Genomic DNA, 18036 nt, shown 5'->3' with positions numbered 1-18036 from the left:
GAGACACCCTTGTCCAATCTTATTATCGCCAAATTTGGTGGCACCAGTGTCGCTGACTTTGATGCCATGAGCCGCTGCGCCGATATTATCCTGGCCAACAATGCCATCAGGGTTGTGGTGGTCAGCGCCAGTTCCGGTGTTACCAATCTGTTAGTCGACATTACCAAAACTACCCGGGTTACCGAGCGCTATGACGCTTACGCCGGCATCGAAGCGATTACCCTGGCGGTACTAAACCGTTTAAACCATCCAGAGCAGGTTGCACAGGCCATTGAGCTGCTGCTGGGCGAGCTTAAGGGGCTGATTGAAAACGGCGGTGCCGTTTACAGCAGTGCCCACAAAGACCTTATTCAATCATTTGGTGAGCGTTTAAGCTCGGCCTTGTTCAGTCAGGTGTTGCTTGAGCGCGGCTTAGCGGCGCAATGTTTCGATATTCGCCGTATTATGCGCACCGATAGCCGCTTTGGCCGGGCGGAGCCACAGGTAAAGCAAATTGCACAACTGGCTGAAGTACATTTGCAACCATTAATTGCCGAGCAGTGTATCGTAACCCAGGGCTTTATTGGTCAGGACGAGTTTGAGCAAACCACAACCCTGGGTCGTGGCGGTTCAGATTATAGTGCGGCTTTGCTGGCAGAAGCCTTACAAGCCAGTACCGTACAAATATGGACTGACGTAGTCGGCATATTTACCACCGACCCTCGCTTAACCGATCAAGCCCGCTGTATTGGTGAGATTAGCTTCGATGAAGCAGCGGAAATGGCCACTTTTGGTGCCAAGGTACTGCATCCTGCAACATTAATACCGGCCATGCGTCGCAATATCGGGGTGTTTGTTGGTTCCAGCCGTGAACCACAGGCAGGCGGTACCTGGATCGCCAAAGAGGTAAAACAGCGGCCACCTTACCGGGCGATTGCGCTGCGTAAATCACAAACGCTAATTACCGTGAAAAGCCCGGACATGCTGCATGCTGCCGGTTTTTTAGCCCGGGTATTTGATATTTTAAGCCGGCATCAAATCTCAGTTGATTTAGTGACTACCTCAGAAATCAGTGTCGCGCTGACCTTAGATGAAGGCGGCATGACCAGCGCGTTTAGTCATGCGGTAGAGCCGGCGCTGCTGGAGCTAAGAGCATTTTGTGATGTGGTGGTGGAGCAGGGATTGAGTCTGGTAGCCGTTATTGGTAACCATTTACATAGCAGTAAAGGTATAACCGGTGAGTTGTTTAAAACCCTGGAGCGGATAAACATGCGGCTTATTTGCCACGGGGCTTCCAAGCACAACCTGTGCTTTTTAGTACAGGATGCCGATGCGCCGGCGGTGGTAAAGCAGCTACATTCAAGTTTGTTCAGCGGTTAACATCGTCGAATGTACCAAGCGGCCACCCGGCCGCTTTTTTACACTCTGAATTATCTAAACAGGAATACGCCGTTACTCATAGGGCAGGGGATCGGTGGCGTTATTCAGGTTAAACGCTTCTAAGCGCTCCTGACAGGAGCCGCACTTGCCGCAGGCTTTATCGCGACCGTTGTAGCAGGTCCAGGTTTTGCTGTAATCAAGGCTCATAGCCAGGCCATCGGCTAAAATTTCAATTTTAGTCTGATACAGGTAGGGACTGACAATATCGACTGGCTGATAGTTGGCAATCTGGCAGACATCATTCATTTTCTGGACAAATTCCGGCCGGCAATCCGGATAAATAAAGTGATCACCCGAATGGGCACCGTAATAGACGGCGCGGGCACCAATTGAATCAGCGTAACCCACTGCCAAAGACAGTAAAATCATATTGCGGTTGGGCACCACGGTTGATTTCATATTATCTGCCGCGTAGTGGCCTTCTGGTACATCAATGTCGCTGGTCAGCGAGGAGCCACTGATTAGCTGATTAATGGCTGAAATATCGACAATTTTATGATTAATATTCAGCTCTTTACAGACTTCAGCCGCACAAATCAGCTCTTTAACATGGCGCTGACCATAGTTGAAAGATAAAGCATAAACGTCGTGGCCGGCAGCAATTGCTTTGTGCAGTATGGTAAAGGAATCCATGCCTCCGGAATAAATAACCACAACTTTTTGGCTCATCTTTGCCTCTCTCTGTATAATAGCGGGTAAACAGGCCGCGCATTGTACTTGAACATTGCGGTCAGATCACCTGCTTGTCATTAAGGAACCCGCGGATTGCTATACAAGGTTAATGAAATATTTGAAACGATTCAGGGGGAAGGCAGCTTTACCGGGGTGCCTGCTATTTTTATCCGGCTGCAGGGCTGTCCGGTCGGATGCTCCTGGTGTGATACGAAGCACACCTGGGTGATTAACCCTGATTTGCAGGTAACACCGAAAATTGTTATGGCAAAATCGGCTGAAACGGAACAGTGGGCAGAGCTTAGTGCCGAGCAGGTACTGACGCTATTTCGTGAAAACAGTTACCAGGCCAAACATGTAGTGATAACCGGTGGTGAACCCTGTATGTATGATTTAAACCCGCTTTGTACCACGCTGCACGATGCGGGTTATCAGACGCAGATTGAAACCAGCGGCACCTTTGACATTTTAGTCCCGCCACAAAGTTGGGTAACCGTTTCACCCAAAGTAAATATGAAAGGCGGCTACAAGGTATTGCAAAGTGCCCTGAACCGGGCTGATGAAATTAAGCATCCGGTGGCAATGGATAAACATGTGGTCGAGTTGCAGCAACTGCTGGCGCAAACTGATATCAGCAAGAAGCTGATTTATCTGCAGCCAATCAGTCAGCAGGCAAAAGCCACTGCACTGGCCATTTCCTATTGTAAAAAACACAATTGGCGCCTAAGTGTGCAGGTTCATAAATACATTGGTATTGAGTAGTAGCCGGGCGGCAATACTGTCAGATGGCGGCAATAGTGCTAGGAATTATGTTCCAGCCAGTGTTGCAGGTTATCCAGACAGACAAAAGGGTCTTGCTCTGCAGACAGTTTTTGTTTTAAGCCCGGCTGTATGGGCATCAGCTCCAGCCAGCGCGATGCCAGCCAACTGGCGTTATCAAGCTCGGGCTCCGGATAAAGTTGTTGCAGTTGCGGATAGTCTGCCAATAATTGGAGGAATGAACGGGATAAATCGGGATAGCGCTGGCTTAAGCGGGTCTCTGGCCAGCTACTCAATTCAGTCACGGATGCAACATTCAAGCTGTCTTCTTCCTGCCAGCGCTCAATAATTTCTATCCGGCGTACCCCTCTGACTGTAATGCCCAGTAAACCATCTGAAAGTTGTTCAAAATCATCGATTACCGCTTCTGTCGCCAGTGGTAAGATCCGGTCTCGATGGTGTTGGGTAGCAAACGGGTTAAGCAATGCCATTGCGAAACTGCGCTTACCCAATCCGGCCTCTTTAACCAGTCTGATATAACGTTTTTCGAACACCCGCAAACGCATTTTACCGCCAGGCAAAATAAAGCTGCTCAATGGAAATAATGCTAATTGTTTACTCATACTGCAATTCACTGCCACTTGTTTCTGACTTGCAAAATAATACGGCCTGCATGGTTTATCAGATCGGCTTTGGCAAAATTTATCTTGAAACCGGTTTTCTGGCTATTTTAACATTTCATGATAAATTTAAGATCGACGCCATTATTCTGAGCGCAGCTCAAAGGGTCTTATGCGATTAAATCTGCGTCAATGTGTCAGCGTGTCATTATTGCTCCTGGCGACAGGTTCTGGCACAGCAGCCACTGAGCAACAGGTATTGCGAGCGGCGGTTAGTGACACCAATACGCCGCCCTATGCCATATTTGATGACGCAGGTAAGTTAAGTGCGGGATTAAGTAAAGATATTCTGGATGCATTGGCGTTATTAACCAAACTGGAAATTCAGTATCTCGATTTACCCAGAACCAGAATCGAAGGCTGGTTAGAGAACGGCCAGGCTGATGTCGCTTGTTTTCTGAATCCGGATTGGGTGGCAGAGCCAGATCTTTTTCACTGGAGTCCACCGTTGTTTGCAACGCAACAGCTGTTTATTCGCCGAGCCGATAGCTCGCCTATTATTGCCTTACCTGATCTGGTCGGCAAGCGGGTGGGTACCACCCGTGGTTTTACTTATCCTGAGCTAGAACAGGTGTTTGCACTTGGCGATGTTATCCGGGACGACGCACATACCTTGGAAAGCAACCTGAAGCGCCTGGAGCAGGGAAGACTGGATGCAGTAATGAGTGTCGACTTGTCTTATTATTTTTTTATGGCAAATGGCGGGCTGGGTAGCTTTGCAGCCGATCCCCTCTGGTCTGCACCGCCGTCAGTTTATTGTGCTATCAGCCGTTTTAACCCTGAGCTTGCGGCAAGTTTAATGCAGGGCCTGCATACCTTGGTGGAGAACAAGTTTATTGACAGGCAACTACGCCGTTATAAAGGCGAAAGGCTCGAATAACGGCAGTTACATACTGTTACTGGCGTGGGTCGTCTTTCAGTCTTGGAATTTTTAATCCAAGTTCTATGCCGCGATGCCTGGCGAAGTAAGTACAACCTATAAACATAATTGATGCCAGCAGCAGCTCAATAAACGCCAGCATCTGATACAGCCCGGTGCTGACCCACAAGTTAGTCAGACTGTGCAAAAAATAAATCATCACAATAAAATTAGCCCAGGCAAAGGTATAAGCTTTTCCTTTAATAATGCCATACATCGGCAACCATAACGGCAGCCACAGCAACGCTGTACTGATTAATTTATTGCCGGTTATCTGGCTGGTACTGCCGTATGTTGCAGGCGCGAGCCAGAGTAACCATAGTGGTATCAGCAGCCATAAACCCCAATAACCAAACCGTGCCAGCAAAAGGTAGATTTTCGTTCGTGGCGCCATCGCCACTTCAGTATGTTCATTCATTATTTATCAAACCCTGCAGATTTTAAAGACATACTCAGATGAGCCAGGCGCTTACCAAAAGCAACAGCCAACCGCTGTTCATCAACACTCAGTTTAGTATTGCCTTGCAAGCCACTAATATGAGTGGGGCCATAAGGGGTGCCACCGGTTTGAGTATTGTGCAACTCCGGCTCAGCGTATGGGATACCCATTAACACCATGCCGTGATGCAGCAGTGGCAACATCATACTTAACAAATTAGCTTCGTTGCCACCGTGCATACTGCCTGATGAAGTGAAAACGCCAGCAGCTTTGTTAATTAACTCACCTTTGAGCCAAATGCTGCTGGTGCTGTCCCAGAATGCTTTGGCTTCAGCAGCCATATTGCCAAAACGGACCGGACTGCCAAATGCCAGGCCATCACATTGACTGAGATCTGCCTGAGTTACCGTCGGATGCCTGCCTGGCGACTCTTTGTCAAAACCGGCGATACTGCGAACAACAGCAGTGGCTCCTGCCTGAGCGATACCAATAGCAATTTTTTCAGCCAACGCAGCCACGCTGCCATGTTTTGAGTAGTAAAGTACCAGCACCTGAGCACTCATCAGAGAAGCGCGCTTATATTGCTAAGGGGACGACCAATAGCGGCTTGATCACCCTTGACAACAATAGGTCGCTCAATCAGCCTGGGATGCTCTACCATGGTATTAATCAGTTGCTGTTCGCTTAACGCCGGGTTATTGAGTTGCAAATTACGGTATTCTTCTTCTTTGCTACGCAGTAATTCTCTGGCTGAGATATTCAGCTTCATCAAGATTGCAGCCAGTTCTGCTGCAGTGGGTGGTGTCTTCAGATATTCAATTACTGCAATGTGTTCACAATGTTGTTGCAGCAATGCTAACGCCTCACGGCTTTTTGAACAGCGGGGGTTGTGATAAATCGTAATCATAAATCTTCCATTAACTCGCGATATCGGTGTAATGTTGCGTATCTGGTCAGTGCTAAACCTGCTTACATTTGCTTCAGGCGGTCAAACTCGGCTTGAAGTTGTTGCTTTTTAGCCTCGACCCGTCTGTTTTCGAGGCGGGACTTCTCACCAATATGATTCAGCGCTTCGTTAAGATCATCAATTGCTTTCGGGTAATTTGCCATCTGGTAGTATAAGTCTGCCCGGGCTTCATAATATTTCGGATAGTCTTCCAACCTTTTGTAGGCATCAGATAATAAATCGTAAGCCAGAATATTATCGTTTTTGTAATACAATAAATTACGCAATAAATGAATGGCAAGGCGGTAACTGCCGGCTTTGATAGCGGCATTGGCATAGTTTAAGGTAACAACCTGGTTATTGGGTCTGATCAGGTACTCTTGCTCCAGAATTTCCAGTGCTTTGGTAAATTGATTCTGGCCAAGCAAAATATCGGTATAAGCATCGACATAATATAAATTGTGCGGTTCTTCCAGCAGTAAGTCTTCAATAATTTTCTGGGCATCAGCAAACAGGTTGTTATCAAGTTTAGCCAGCGCTAAACCATAAAGGTTGGCTCTGGTATTGCCGCCGGGCTGGCTTAATCGTTGCTGGAAAACTTCTACCGTTTCAGTGCTCTGGTACTGATATCTGGCTAACACCCGTGTTTTACTCAGAATGTAATCCTGGCTGTCGGGCACATAACGTTTTTCAAATTGCTCTGCCCGCAAACGGGTATCGCTAACCCGCGCTTGTGATAAGGGGTGAGTTTGTAAGAAAGCCAGTTGCTGATTAACAAAGCGGCTTTGCTGAGTGAGCTTATAAAAAAATTCAGGCACAGCGTAAGGGTCAAAGCCTGAATCTGCCAGAATTTTCATACCTATCCGGTCGGCTTCCTGCTCGTTACCGCGGGTAAAGTTAATGGCACTTTGCTGGGCGGCGCCCTGAGTTGCCATCATGGCTGCCATTCCTGCTTCAGGATTAACGGTTGCCAACACGATGGCACCTAAAATGCCAGCCATGGATACCGGTGCGCGTTGATTTTGGGCTTCAACAAAGCGTGCAATGTGGCGTTGGGTGACATGAGCAACTTCATGGGCCATGACTGACGCAAATTCGCTCTCCGATTCTGAGACTGCCAGCGTGCCGGTATGTGAGGCAATATTTCCGCCTAACGTAGCGAAAGCATTAATATTTTTGTTGTTAACCCAGTAAAATTTAAAAGGGAATTTAACGTCATTGGCGCGGGCAACTAACCGGTTTCCTAAATCATTAATATATTCGTCAAGCAGTGGATCGTAGACCATGGGCAAACTACCACGGGTTTGACGCATCAGCACATCACCCAGTTGCTTCTCTTTTTCAGGTGTGATGGTCGAAAATGCATTGCCACCAATATCAGGCAAGCCGGATTGTGCTATGGCAGGGCTAACCAGCAGGCTGACACTGGCGATGCATCCTAAGAAAAATTGCTGGATTGCTTGATATGACATACTGCCCCGGCTTTCGTGTCAGATGATGATGTTAACTGCATATTTGGTCTGTTAACTGAAGTATTAGTTCAAAAGTAAGTAGTTAAGTGGTGCATTATTACGCAATTAGCTAACTTACCAGCAAACTACGCCAATTTAGCATATTCAGCTGTGGGTCTGACAGATAAGCCACAAAATTTGTTCCAAGTTAGTTATACTGAGACACTACGTTGTTATTGTTCGCAAAGGGTTGGAGTGGCGCTATGCTCGATTGGTTAAAGAAGTGGTATACCAATAAGTTTTCAGATCCTCAGGTGGTAACCCTGTTTTTAACGCTCTTTTTGGGTTTTCTGGCCATTTACTGGTTAAGTGGCATGCTGGGACCAGTATTGGTTGCGATTGCTTTTGCCTATCTGCTGGAATGGCCGGTAGCGCGCCTGAGCCGGCTGGGTTTTAGCCGTACGATTAGCACTACCGTGGTGGTAATAACGTTTATTTCAATTATAACCCTGATAGTGATGTCAATTATACCGGCAGCATGGGCACAGGGGCGCAATTTGGCAAAAGACTTACCCAGCATGATAGCCTCTGGTAAAACTTACCTGCTGGAGCTGCCGGAGTTATTCCCGGGTATTGTCAGTGCTGAGCAAATTTACCTGATGATTCAAACCGCTGATGAACGGCTAATGACATTCAGCCGGGAAATTCTGTCATTGTCGCTCGCCTCAATATTTGATGTTGTCGCCGTGCTTATCTATTTGGTGCTGGTGCCGGTGATGGTGTTTTTTATGCTCAAAGATAAGGCCTCATTAAGCGCAAGCTTTGTTGAACTGCTTCCCTCCGAGCGCAAGCTGATTAGTCAGGTCTGGAACGAAATGAACGGTCAGATTATGAATTACATCCGGGGTAAAATTCTGGAGATATTGATTGTCGGCGCGGTGAGTTTTGTTGTTTTCACCCTGTTTGGTCTGAACTACGCCTTATTACTTGCCGTGTGTGTCGGCTTTTCGGTGCTGGTTCCGTATATTGGCGCCGCATTAGTGACCTTACCCATTGCTCTGGTGGCGTTGTTTCAATGGGGACTTACCGCAGAGTTTGGCTATCTGATGCTGGCCTACGCTATTATTCAGGCCTTAGACGGTAATGTACTGGTGCCATTGCTGTTTTCTGAAGTCGTTGATCTTAATCCGGTATTCATCATAATAGCCGTGTTGTTTTTTGGCGGTTTATTTGGTTTTTGGGGCATCTTCTTTGCTATTCCGCTGGCATCACTGGTAAAAGCGACGATTAAAGCCTGGTCGAGCAGGGTGCATCCACAGTCTGAAAAGACCGACGAACCCCACGCGAGTTCTCTGTGAACTAACCACCTTGAATTAAATGTTCTGGCCCTGCTCACAGCACAACGCTGTCGCAGGGCCAGCGAAGGCTACCACTGATAACTGACGGTAACCCCGGCGGCTAATTCACGCCCGGCTGCAGGCTCAAAAGATCGGCCATTTCCCTGATTCACGACCACAGCACCTACGTAGCGCTTGTCGGTAATATTATTCAGGCTAAGCCACTGTCTAAATTGCCATTGCTGGTATTGTTGCTGGCTGTTCACAGCGGCACTGAAATAGATGGCAGCTGGCGCGGCATCGCTGTTGTTATCATCGGTATAAACCTTGCCACGATAATGGCCTTGCAGGGTTACCTGCAATGGTATCGCCAGGCGGAGGCTATAACGCCATTGCCAATCCACTTCAACCGCTGCAACACCAGGTAACTGCTTACCGGCCCTCTGCCCTTCGTCAAACTCTGCTTGCAACAGATGACCAGAGAGCTCGGAGCGCCATTGCGCTGACAGTTGATAATGCCATTGCCACTCCAGACCCAACCTGCTGGTTTCACTGACATTAGCAAAACTGGTGCGGCCACCCTCGCTATTCTGAGCAATAATTTCATCGTCAGTGGCGATTGCAAATACGCTTAAACTGGCACGCTGCTGGCTATTTTGCCATTTCAGGCCGGTTTCCCATTGGTGGTTAGTACTGGCAGCCAGTTGCAGGTTAATGCCGCCTGCTGGGCTATATGCCAGCTCAGCAAGGGTAGGGGTTTCATATCCGGTACCGGCACTGGCGAACCAGGCCAGTTGCTGGTTGAGTTGCCAGTTTACACCCAGTGCATAGGCTTGCTGATAGTAGTTGCGAACGCCACTGTCATCCGGATTATCGCCCTCGCTAAAATAGTCTGTTATCTGATAGGCCAAATCGGAATAGCGCCAGCCACCGTGCCAGTTCAGTGCAGCAGTGGGTTGATAGTTTAGCCGGATAAAGCCATCAATATTACTGGCCTGATTATCCTCGTCCCGGCGCAGATCACCACGCTGTCCAAAGTCATTAATAAAGCCGAACCGTCGATCATCTGTCTGTACCGCACTGCCGCCAATTACTGCGTTAACACTATCTGATAGCGTAAATTGGTATTGGCCTTTTATACCGTGATATTGGCGGTTTAACTGCACTTCTCCACCAGAGGACGTGATCGCAGAGCCCGTAAAAGGCAGACGTTGGTTGATATCTCGTTGGCCTTGCCATAAGCCGATTTGGAAAGGGGTGTTACCCTCACCGGTTAAACTGACACTGGTCTGGCGCTGTTTGACCGACTTTTCAGTATCAAACAGCTCAGCGCCAGCCACGGTTTGCCGGGGGTTTTCCCGCCACTGCGCCGGGCTTAAGCTAAGCGGATCTTGCAGGTAGGGGTCATACGACCAGTCATAACGTAAGTGCAACTGCAGGGTGCTGGTTAATTGCCGGTGCCAGTTAAATTGTAGCTGATCTTTTTCTGCGCTTGAATGCGGCCGGTACCCATCCGTTTTAAACTGTTTTAACGCAATTTGCAGGCTTTGTTTATCGTCTACTGCCGCGAGGTTAATGTGTTGCTGTTGATGCCGCTCGCTCAGTGCAATGCTGGTTGCTAACGTGCTCTGGCTTGGTTGACGGCTGTTCAGTGAGATAACGGCACCGGCGCCATTGCCATAAAGCACTGCCAACGGACCACGCAATACTTCAATACTCTGGACGTTATCTAGCAACACGCTGGCAAGCTGGCCCTGGCCGTCTGGTGCGCTGAGCGGAATACCATCCTGTTGCAGATATATGCCTCGGATCCCAAAAGGGCTTCTGCTACCAAAGCCCCGAACACTCAGGCGGGTATCCTGGGCAAAATTAGCTCTGCTGTCAGCCTGCACACCCGGGATACCCTGCAATAGCTGGGCGCTGTCAAACAGCAGGCCAGACTGTGGTGTGTCGCTGATATCTACACTTGCCGGGCTTTGTAACCAGCTCTGGCGCTCACTGGTGGCAGTAACCACGATGATTTCAAGGGGCTCATCAGCGTAAATTACTGAAGCATTAAAAAGTACCGCCAGTGAACTGGCGGTCGCGATAGGTTTAAAACAAAGCAAAGCTGGCATCCTGTTATTTTTTCGGTGTGACCCGCAAAATCTGACCGTTCTTTTGATCGGTCAGTAAGTAAATTGCACCGTCCGGACCCTGTCTGACATCACGGATCCGCTGGCCAATCATGATTCTTTCTTCATGAATGACGGTATCTTCTTTTAGCTCCAACCTGACAAGCTGACCAAACTTCAACGATCCGACCAGAAGATTTTGCTGCCATGGTTTAAACAGATTGGCGGTATAAAATGTCATGCCGCTTGGCGCAATGGACGGTACCCAGTAGTGCAAGGGTTGCATCATTCCTGCTTGCTCAGTTTTACCAATCTTACCACCGCCATATTCTTCACCATAGGTAATGACCGGCCAGCCGTAATTAACATCAGCCTGGGCAATGTTTATTTCATCGCCGCCTTGTGGGCCATGCTCGTGGGTCCAGAGCTGCCCGGTTTGTGGATGCAGTGCTGCACCCTGAATATTCCGGTGACCATAGGACCAGACATCAGCAAGGGCATTTTCCCGCTGCAGATAAGGGTTCAACACCGACGCTCTGCCGTCCGTTTGCACTCTGACGACTTTACCGTGGTGAGTATTTAGGGTCTGGGCATCATCGCGACGGCTACCACGATCACCCAGAGTAATAAACAGATCACCGTTAGCGGCGAATACTAAACGACCGCCAAAGTGATGCCGAGTGTCGATTTTGGGCTGAGCACTGAAAATTACCTGAACATCGGTCAGGGTATTACCGCTTAATGTGGCCCTGGCTACTGCCGTGCTGCTACCACTTTGACCCGGTTCGTTATAACTAAAAAATAGTTGGTTATTTTCAGCAAATCTGGGATGCAGAATAATGTCTAGTAAACCACCCTGACCAGCGACAGTAATGTCTGGTAATCCTGTGATTGGCTCACTCAGGCTGCCATCAGCGCTGACATAACGTAAACGTCCGGCGCGCTCTGTAACCAACATCTTTCCGTCGGCTAAAAATGCCAGTCCCCAGGGGTTTTCCAGTCCGTCGGTTACTGTCTCAACCTGCAATATGGCTTTTTCTGTTTTGATTTCCAGCGTCTGCGCCTGGCTAACGCTGTGCAGCGCCAGTAGCACCGTGCTTGCGTAAATTATTTTGAGCAGCGTTTTCATTGCATCTCCATTTAAGTTTTTCACCATACTAGCGATTGCATCGGCAATTGGCAGGAAGACAAGTCAGAATAGCCAGCCGATACGATAAATGTCGTTTTTAAATAAAATTACTGCTGTGGCGCCCGGTGCTGAAGATAGTCCAGCACGACCTGATGATGGTCTTTTGTTTTAAACTTATCAAATACATGGTCAATAGTGCCATCCTGATTAACCAGAAAACTTAGCCGGTGTAAGCCATCATAAACTTTACCCATAAATTTTTTAGTACCCCAAACACCAAACTGCTCTGCAACCTGATGATCTTCGTCGCCCAGCAGGGTGAAGTTAAGTTGGTCGCGCTCGGCAAACTTCGCCAGTCTGGCGGGGGCGTCCGTACTGATCCCGACAACTTGCACACCATGTTCAGCAAGCGATGACTGAATGTCCCGCAAACCACACGCCTGCACGGTGCAACCCGGAGTCATCGCTTTGGGGTAAAAATAAACCAGTACCTTACTTTGCTGCAGCAGGTTGCTCAGACTGATCGCTTTGCTATGTTGGTCTGGCAGAGTAAAATTCGGGGCTTGCTGGCCGGCGGTTAATGTTTGCATAATAACTCCTTATTATAAATGATGTGTTTGCCTGACAGTTCTTTGAATGCACCGCGGCTGGTTTATCGCATCACAAAAGTGCCAATAAGATTAAGCTCGTTTAGCAATGCCATCACAGCAGTTTCAATATCTGAGGGGTTAATACCCAGCGGTATTTCGACCGTTATCTGGCTGTGTAATTGCACGGTATTGTCATTGTTAAAGGTAGTGGCCGATTGCAAAGAGCCAATGTAAATATTATGGCTGGCCAGCAGGCCGGTTATTGCACCGAGTGTGCCTACCCGATCTGGTCCTGAGTAATCAAGAACGTAGTGAGCAGCAACTTGAGTGCGTGGCCGGGCAGTTGTACGTTTGGTCATTGTTGTCAGATCAAGTTCTGAACCTAGCGACGGGATCAGATACTCTATTTTGCTAATAGCAGCCTGATCGCCCTGGATCAGCATAATAAAAGTGAATTCGTTACCAAATACTGCCATCCGACTGTCAATGATATTAGCATTATAGTCAGTGACCAACCGGGCCAGTTTGCTGACAATACCAGTGCGGTCAGTCCCGATAGCCGTTATTACAAGTTGCTGCGACATAAAACTCCGATCAGAACATTTAACGATGCCGAAGAAGGCGTTAAGTTTATCATAAGCCGTTTAGACGAACTATTAGCATTATCGGATTGCCGGCTTGTGTTTGTCTGCAGCACTCTTTAACATAGGACGCCTTATTCTATTACCCTTGTATGTTGTGGAGCCTGTGACTGTGATGTTCAGTGGAAGTTTTGTTGCCTTAGTGACCCCTATGTTGCCGGACGGCGAAATTGATTATAAAGGGCTGGAACAGCTCGTTAGCTTTCACCTGCAGCAAGGCTCAGATGGCCTGGTTATCATGGGTACCACAGCTGAAGCCGCAACCATCAGTTTTCCTGAGCAGCTAGAGATAATTGCCCGGGTGGCAGGTCAGGTAAGTGGACAGATCCCGGTGTTAGCCGGTAATGGCACCAATGCCACCGCTGAGGGCGTGGCGCGTACCCGTCAACTTGATAAACTGGCAATTGATGGCTTTCTGACCGTAACGCCCTTCTACAATAAACCCATGCAAAAGGGCTTATTGGCGCATTTTCAACAGGTTGCAGCAGCGACGGCTAAACCGGTGCTGTTATATAATGTGCCAGGCCGTACCGGGGTAGATCTGCTGCCTGAAACTGTTGCTGAACTGGCTACTACAGCGAATATCGTCGGCATTAAAGAGGCGACCGGCTCGCTGGCACGACTGGCAGAGTTACAGCAGCGTTGTCCCGCTGACTTTGCGTTATTTAGTGGTGACGACGCCACCAGTCTGGCTTTTATGCAGGCGGGAGGACATGGGGTTATTTCAGTTACCGCCAACGTCGCTCCGGCGTTGTTAGCACGTTTATGCCGGTTGGCCCGCTCAGGGCAAACTGAAGAAGCTCAGACGCTGGATGACATGTTGCAGGGGCTGCATCACCAGTTATTTATTGAATCTAATCCCATTCCAACAAAGTGGGCATTACAGCGAATGGCGTTAATTGAATCAGATTTTATTCGCCTGCCGTTGACACAGCTGGAACCAATTCATCACGGAACAATCGAACAGGCATTGCAACAAGCGGGTCTGCAGTTTTAATGTCCGTTTTTAGTAACTCATTAAATTAATCTGGCGAAATAACCCGGGTTTTTGGCAATACCTTTTCAGGAGTAGTACAGGTGCATTATTGGAAAAAAAGTTGTATCACATTGTCGCTGAGCGCCATGTTAGTAAGTGGCTGTTCTGTTTTTAAGGATGAATCTGACACTCGTATACAACGGCAACAGGTTACCCTGGATATTCCTGCCGATTTGGCCACCCCCCGTCAGCCAGGTAAATATGATATTCCGCAAGTAGGCAACGCTGCGGGCGATGTTGCAGATAAGTCACCGGTGTTAGTGTTGGCCACCGCAAGCAGCAGCAGAATAACCGATGAAGCTGAAAAGCTGGCCCGGGTTATGTTTGAACGGAACGATTTAACCGGTGAGCTGGTACCCTTTTTACAAAGCGAAATTCGTGACTATTTTGCGGCCCAGAATATTCAACTTACTGCCACAGATAGCGCAAATCTTAGTTTTGAAACGGATTGGATTAAACGTTTTAAAACAGAGGGCTTCTGGTTTTGGCAAAATGCTCAGCAGTTAGATGAAGCGCGCTATGCGATAACCGTTGACCCGAAGCCACACGGCAGAACGGCGATTGTCACCGTTAGTTTGCTGGAGCATCGTTATTTTGATCGGCAGGCTGAACTGAGCAGCGCGGCCGCCAGGGATAATGAAGTGATGTTGTTAAATGGACTGATTAATCAGGTGGCTGTAGCTGAAATAGAAACTGCTATTGTGAATCGGGATAGGGTACAGGAAGTGGCACTTGAACCTGGTTTAAATAAAGCAGGCGAGCCAGCGTTTATTACATCACAATCAATAGATGTCACCTGGTCGCAGTTAGAGCCGGTGTTTGAGCAGCTTAACTTTACCGTCAATGATATTAATCGCTCGGTTTACACATATTACGTTAGCTACACTAAACCAAGTCGGGGCATGTGGTCATCATTGATGGGTAAGGAGGCACCGCCGGTTTTACCAATTGCCGACAGCGACTATCAGATTGTATTGCAGCGCAGTGACGCGGGTACAGTAATTAACCTGTTGAGCAAAGATGGCCAACCTTTGGCAGCGGACACTATTGTTGCTGCATATGAGCCTTTTGTTGCGGCAATCAGAGCGGCAAAAGTCGAACTTTGAGTGTTAGACAGAAAAAGTCATTTGCCAATAGCATAAAGATCTTTATACTTTCGCCTGATTTTTTCGCCAGGCGATTGGAGTGAGTAATGGTTCAAAAAACGACAGAATTGTACCGCGGTAAGGCTAAAACAGTATTTAACACGACTGATGACAACTTACTCATCCTTCACTTTCGTAATGACACCTCAGCCTTCGATGGCGAGCGTATTGAACAGCTTGATCGCAAAGGCATGATAAATAATAAATTTAACTATTTTATTATGCAAAAACTGGAGCAGGCAGGCATACCCACTCAGGTGGAAGCCTTATTGTCAGATGACGAAGTTCTGGTAAAAAAGCTGGCGATGATTCCGGTTGAATGTGTGGTTCGCAATTATGTAGCTGGCTCACTGGTCCGCCGTTTGGGTGTGACAGAAGGCATTGCGTTGACGCCTGCGACCTTCGAGTTGTTTTTAAAGAACGATGCATTACATGATCCTATGGTAAATGAGTCTCTGGCAACATCGTTTGGCTGGGCAACTGGCGAGCAGTTAGCAGAAATGAAACGTTTGACCTTTATGGCAAATGATGTGCTGCAGGCATTGTTTGACGATGCAGGTATGTTGTTAGTTGATTTTAAATTGGAATTTGGCGTGTTTAATGGCCAGGTAGTACTTGGAGACGAGTTTTCGCCAGATGGCTGTCGTCTGTGGGACAAAGCCACTCGCAAAAAGCTGGATAAGGATCGTTTTCGTCAGGGACTGGGTGGTGTGGTTGAAGCATACGAAGAAGTAGCTAACCGGCTCGGTGTTAACTTAGGTTAACGCTGTAACAAAGCCACCGAAAGGTGGCTTTGTTGTGTTACACCACCCTGTACAGGCAGCAAATTAATAGTTGAGGAGTTCAGATGGCATTTCAGATGCAACCTGTTAAATTGTTGCTGGCAACCGTGCTTGTGCTTTGCAGTACTCTGGTATCTGCCATTGAAGTGAACAACTTATATGTCGCCGATGTCAGCGCTGAGCAATCCCAGCGTCAATGGCAGAGTAATGCACTTACTCAGGTTATCACCCGTTTGACCGGCATCAGTGACCTTTCAGCCTTTCCGGCGATTACCAATGAGCTGAATAATGCCGGTAAGTATGTTAAACAATTTGAATCCGTACGTCAGAATGGAACAAGTCGCTTAAAAGTATTGCTCGATGCCAAATTGATTAACCTGTTACTGCAACAGCAGGAAATTGCTATTTGGGGAGCGCACCGTCCAGAAATATTAGTCTGGATTGTGCAGCAGCAAGGCGCCGACCGGTCTTTTTTGCGCCGGCCAGATAATGAGCTGGTGCAATTGTTGCGGCAAAGTCTGGCCGAGCATGGTATTCCGGTAACACTGCCACTTTATGATATGGATGATCTGATGCTGCTGTCGGAAACCGACGTCTGGGCGGGGTTCTGGCAAGCCATCGGTCAGGCGAGCAGCCGTTACCGGCCGGATATGGTAATGACCCTGGCATTTGATGAAGTCAGTCAGGATGGTGAGAAAAAGTTAAGGTTAAGCTGGCAGAGACAAAGTCCGGTGCAAGGGACAAACCAGACCCGAATTGTTCGCAATGAGATTACCGCAGCAGAACCCTCTGAGCTGATGAGTGCCTTTGGTGTAGCATTAACAGCTGAATTGGCAGCAGAGCAAGCTGTGGTCTTGCAAGCTGAACAAAAAACGTATCAGTTGGCAGTCAGTAACTTGCTGAACCTGGCCGATGTGGTAACTGTTGAAACGTTATTAAATCGGGTGCTTGGTGTGGCCGCAGTGACGTTAAGCGAATACTCAGCAAATGAGGCTCGGTTTGCGGTTAACTTACATATTGAACTCGCCCAGTTAACCCGTATTTTGCAATGGGAAACGGCGTTGCAATTATCGGATACACCGCATATGGCATCGTTAGGCGTCAATGAGCCGGCAGTGTCTGCTGTTGAATTAAATTTGGTATCGCAAGCTGATGCCCGATACGTGTTTATCAGACGTTAAATGCAACCGCTGCAATATACCCTGGCGGTGACGTTGCCAGACGATGAGACCTTAGATAGTTTCTATGCTGCCGGTCAGACTGAAGCGGTTAGCATCGTTAAGCGCTATCTGCAGCAACCTGGCGGTCAGCCACCGCTGTATTTGTTTGGTGCAAGTGGTAGTGGTAAGTCACATTTACTCTATGCTTCCTGTATTTTTGCTCAGGAGCATGGTTTAACCAGTCAGTTACTGGCGCTACAGGATTATCAGCAGTTAAGCCCTCGTTTGCTTGATAATTTAGAGCAGCTTGATGTGGTGTGCCTGGATAATATTCAAGCGATTGCCGACGATCTTAGCTGGCAGATAGCAATATTTGATTTATACAACCGGATGGTTGAACAGGGAAAAGCCCTGATTATTGTGGCAAACCAACCGCCTCCTCAGTTGGGCTTTAAACTGGCTGATCTGGTTTCCCGGCTGCAGGCCTGCCATAGTTTACAATTACGATTACTGACTGACGATGATAAGCAGAAACTTTTAAAACAAAAAGCGCACCAGCGGGGTATGGAACTGGGTGATGATGTCGCGCGCTTTCTGCTCAACCGCTATGAGCGGGATATTCGCTCTTTAGTCGCTATCCTGGATCAGCTGGATAAAGCTTCCATTGTTCATCAGCGTAAATTAACCATTCCCTTCGTTAAATCTATTCTCATTTAGCAACTTAAGTATTATTTTAGCCGAAAAAACCCACTTAGCTACTGCGTGTTAGCGCCCTTTTTGGTGTATCATTAGCGGTTTTAATCTTACTGACGATGTT

The 18036-nt window shown here is 48.0% G+C and carries 19 protein-coding genes; 9 read left to right on the top strand and 10 right to left on the bottom strand.

From position 1 onward, the window contains the following. Positions 1–9 precede the first annotated feature (9 nt). A complete protein-coding gene (gene lysC / locus B2X65_RS09875) occupies positions 10–1359 on the top strand; it encodes a lysine-sensitive aspartokinase 3 (RefSeq protein ID WP_290612353.1) in 1350 nt (449 codons plus the stop codon). Between the two features lie 72 nt (positions 1360–1431). On the opposite strand, the gene queC is transcribed toward lysC, so the two are convergent. Continuing rightward, entirely contained in the window at positions 1432–2088 is a 657-nt protein-coding gene (gene queC, locus B2X65_RS09870) for a 7-cyano-7-deazaguanine synthase QueC (RefSeq protein WP_290612351.1), read from the bottom strand. Positions 2089–2184: 96 nt separating this feature from the next. On the opposite strand from queC, the gene queE reads away from it, so the two are divergent. After that, positions 2185–2853, top strand: coding sequence for a 7-carboxy-7-deazaguanine synthase QueE (gene queE, locus B2X65_RS09865; RefSeq protein ID WP_290612349.1), 669 nt, complete (start codon positions 2185–2187; stop codon positions 2851–2853). 38 nt (positions 2854–2891) lie between these two features. On the opposite strand, the gene B2X65_RS09860 is transcribed toward queE, so the two are convergent. After that, entirely contained in the window at positions 2892–3473 is a 582-nt protein-coding gene (locus tag B2X65_RS09860) for an LON peptidase substrate-binding domain-containing protein (protein ID WP_290612347.1), read from the bottom strand. Between the two features lie 169 nt (positions 3474–3642). Between B2X65_RS09860 and B2X65_RS09855 the strand changes: the two genes are divergently transcribed. Beyond that, positions 3643–4410: a substrate-binding periplasmic protein gene (locus B2X65_RS09855; RefSeq protein ID WP_290612345.1), complete on the top strand. Its 768-nt coding sequence runs from the start codon at positions 3643–3645 to the stop codon at positions 4408–4410. Positions 4411–4426: 16 nt separating this feature from the next. Here B2X65_RS09855 and B2X65_RS09850 read toward each other — a convergent pair whose 3' ends face one another. From B2X65_RS09850 to B2X65_RS09835, 4 genes are all read right to left on the bottom strand, one after another. Next, positions 4427–4867: a DUF2069 domain-containing protein gene (locus tag B2X65_RS09850; RefSeq protein WP_290612344.1), complete on the bottom strand. Its 441-nt coding sequence runs from the start codon at positions 4865–4867 to the stop codon at positions 4427–4429. Beyond that, positions 4867–5451 carry an NAD(P)H:quinone oxidoreductase gene (gene wrbA / locus B2X65_RS09845; protein ID WP_290612343.1) on the bottom strand — a complete coding sequence of 195 codons (585 nt, stop codon included), beginning with the start codon at positions 5449–5451 and terminating at the stop codon, positions 4867–4869. The genes B2X65_RS09850 and wrbA overlap by 1 nt, the downstream gene beginning before the upstream one ends. Continuing rightward, positions 5451–5795, bottom strand: a complete 345-nt coding sequence (gene arsC / locus B2X65_RS09840) for an arsenate reductase (glutaredoxin) (RefSeq protein ID WP_290612342.1) — start codon at positions 5793–5795, stop codon at positions 5451–5453. Before arsC ends, wrbA begins: the two co-directional genes overlap by 1 nt. Positions 5796–5857: 62 nt before the next feature. Continuing rightward, positions 5858–7306, bottom strand: a complete 1449-nt coding sequence (locus tag B2X65_RS09835; RefSeq protein WP_290612341.1) for a M48 family metalloprotease — start codon at positions 7304–7306, stop codon at positions 5858–5860. Between the two features lie 242 nt (positions 7307–7548). On the opposite strand from B2X65_RS09835, the gene B2X65_RS09830 reads away from it, so the two are divergent. Beyond that, positions 7549–8643: an AI-2E family transporter gene (locus B2X65_RS09830; RefSeq protein ID WP_290612340.1), complete on the top strand. Its 1095-nt coding sequence runs from the start codon at positions 7549–7551 to the stop codon at positions 8641–8643. Positions 8644–8711: 68 nt separating this feature from the next. Here B2X65_RS09830 and B2X65_RS09825 read toward each other — a convergent pair whose 3' ends face one another. The 4 genes from B2X65_RS09825 to B2X65_RS09810 form a co-directional block, all read right to left on the bottom strand. Continuing rightward, positions 8712–10730 carry a TonB-dependent receptor family protein gene (locus tag B2X65_RS09825; RefSeq protein ID WP_290612339.1) on the bottom strand — a complete coding sequence of 673 codons (2019 nt, stop codon included), beginning with the start codon at positions 10728–10730 and terminating at the stop codon, positions 8712–8714. A 13-nt stretch (positions 10731–10743) separates the two neighbouring features. Next, entirely contained in the window at positions 10744–11865 is a 1122-nt protein-coding gene (locus B2X65_RS09820) for a PQQ-dependent sugar dehydrogenase (RefSeq protein WP_290612338.1), read from the bottom strand. 107 nt (positions 11866–11972) lie between these two features. After that, positions 11973–12455 (bottom strand): thioredoxin-dependent thiol peroxidase, encoded by a 483-nt coding sequence (bcp, locus tag B2X65_RS09815; protein WP_290612336.1) that lies wholly within the window; start codon positions 12453–12455, stop codon positions 11973–11975. Between the two features lie 62 nt (positions 12456–12517). Further along, positions 12518–13039 carry a glycine cleavage system protein R gene (locus tag B2X65_RS09810; RefSeq protein WP_290612335.1) on the bottom strand — a complete coding sequence of 174 codons (522 nt, stop codon included), beginning with the start codon at positions 13037–13039 and terminating at the stop codon, positions 12518–12520. Positions 13040–13211: 172 nt separating this feature from the next. On the opposite strand from B2X65_RS09810, the gene dapA reads away from it, so the two are divergent. The 5 genes from dapA (at position 13212) to hda (ending at position 17936) form a co-directional block, all read left to right on the top strand. After that, entirely contained in the window at positions 13212–14093 is an 882-nt protein-coding gene (dapA, locus tag B2X65_RS09805; RefSeq protein ID WP_290612376.1) for a 4-hydroxy-tetrahydrodipicolinate synthase, read from the top strand. A gap of 80 nt (positions 14094–14173) precedes the next feature. Further along, positions 14174–15238 (top strand): outer membrane protein assembly factor BamC, encoded by a 1065-nt coding sequence (gene bamC / locus B2X65_RS09800; RefSeq protein ID WP_290612334.1) that lies wholly within the window; start codon positions 14174–14176, stop codon positions 15236–15238. Positions 15239–15324: 86 nt separating this feature from the next. Next, a complete protein-coding gene (purC, locus tag B2X65_RS09795) occupies positions 15325–16041 on the top strand; it encodes a phosphoribosylaminoimidazolesuccinocarboxamide synthase (RefSeq protein WP_290612333.1) in 717 nt (238 codons plus the stop codon). Positions 16042–16124: 83 nt separating this feature from the next. Continuing rightward, positions 16125–17240 (top strand): DUF2066 domain-containing protein, encoded by a 1116-nt coding sequence (locus B2X65_RS09790; protein WP_290612331.1) that lies wholly within the window; start codon positions 16125–16127, stop codon positions 17238–17240. After that, positions 17241–17936, top strand: coding sequence for a DnaA regulatory inactivator Hda (hda, locus tag B2X65_RS09785; RefSeq protein ID WP_290612330.1), 696 nt, complete (start codon positions 17241–17243; stop codon positions 17934–17936). Positions 17937–18036: the final 100 nt, after the last annotated feature.

The sequence above is a fragment of the Arsukibacterium sp. UBA3155 genome (assembly GCA_002364615.1).
GTDB lineage: Bacteria > Pseudomonadota > Gammaproteobacteria > Enterobacterales > Alteromonadaceae > Alishewanella.
The sequence above is the reverse complement of the archived record's forward strand: the minus strand, read 5'-3'. Positions and strand labels throughout refer to the sequence as shown.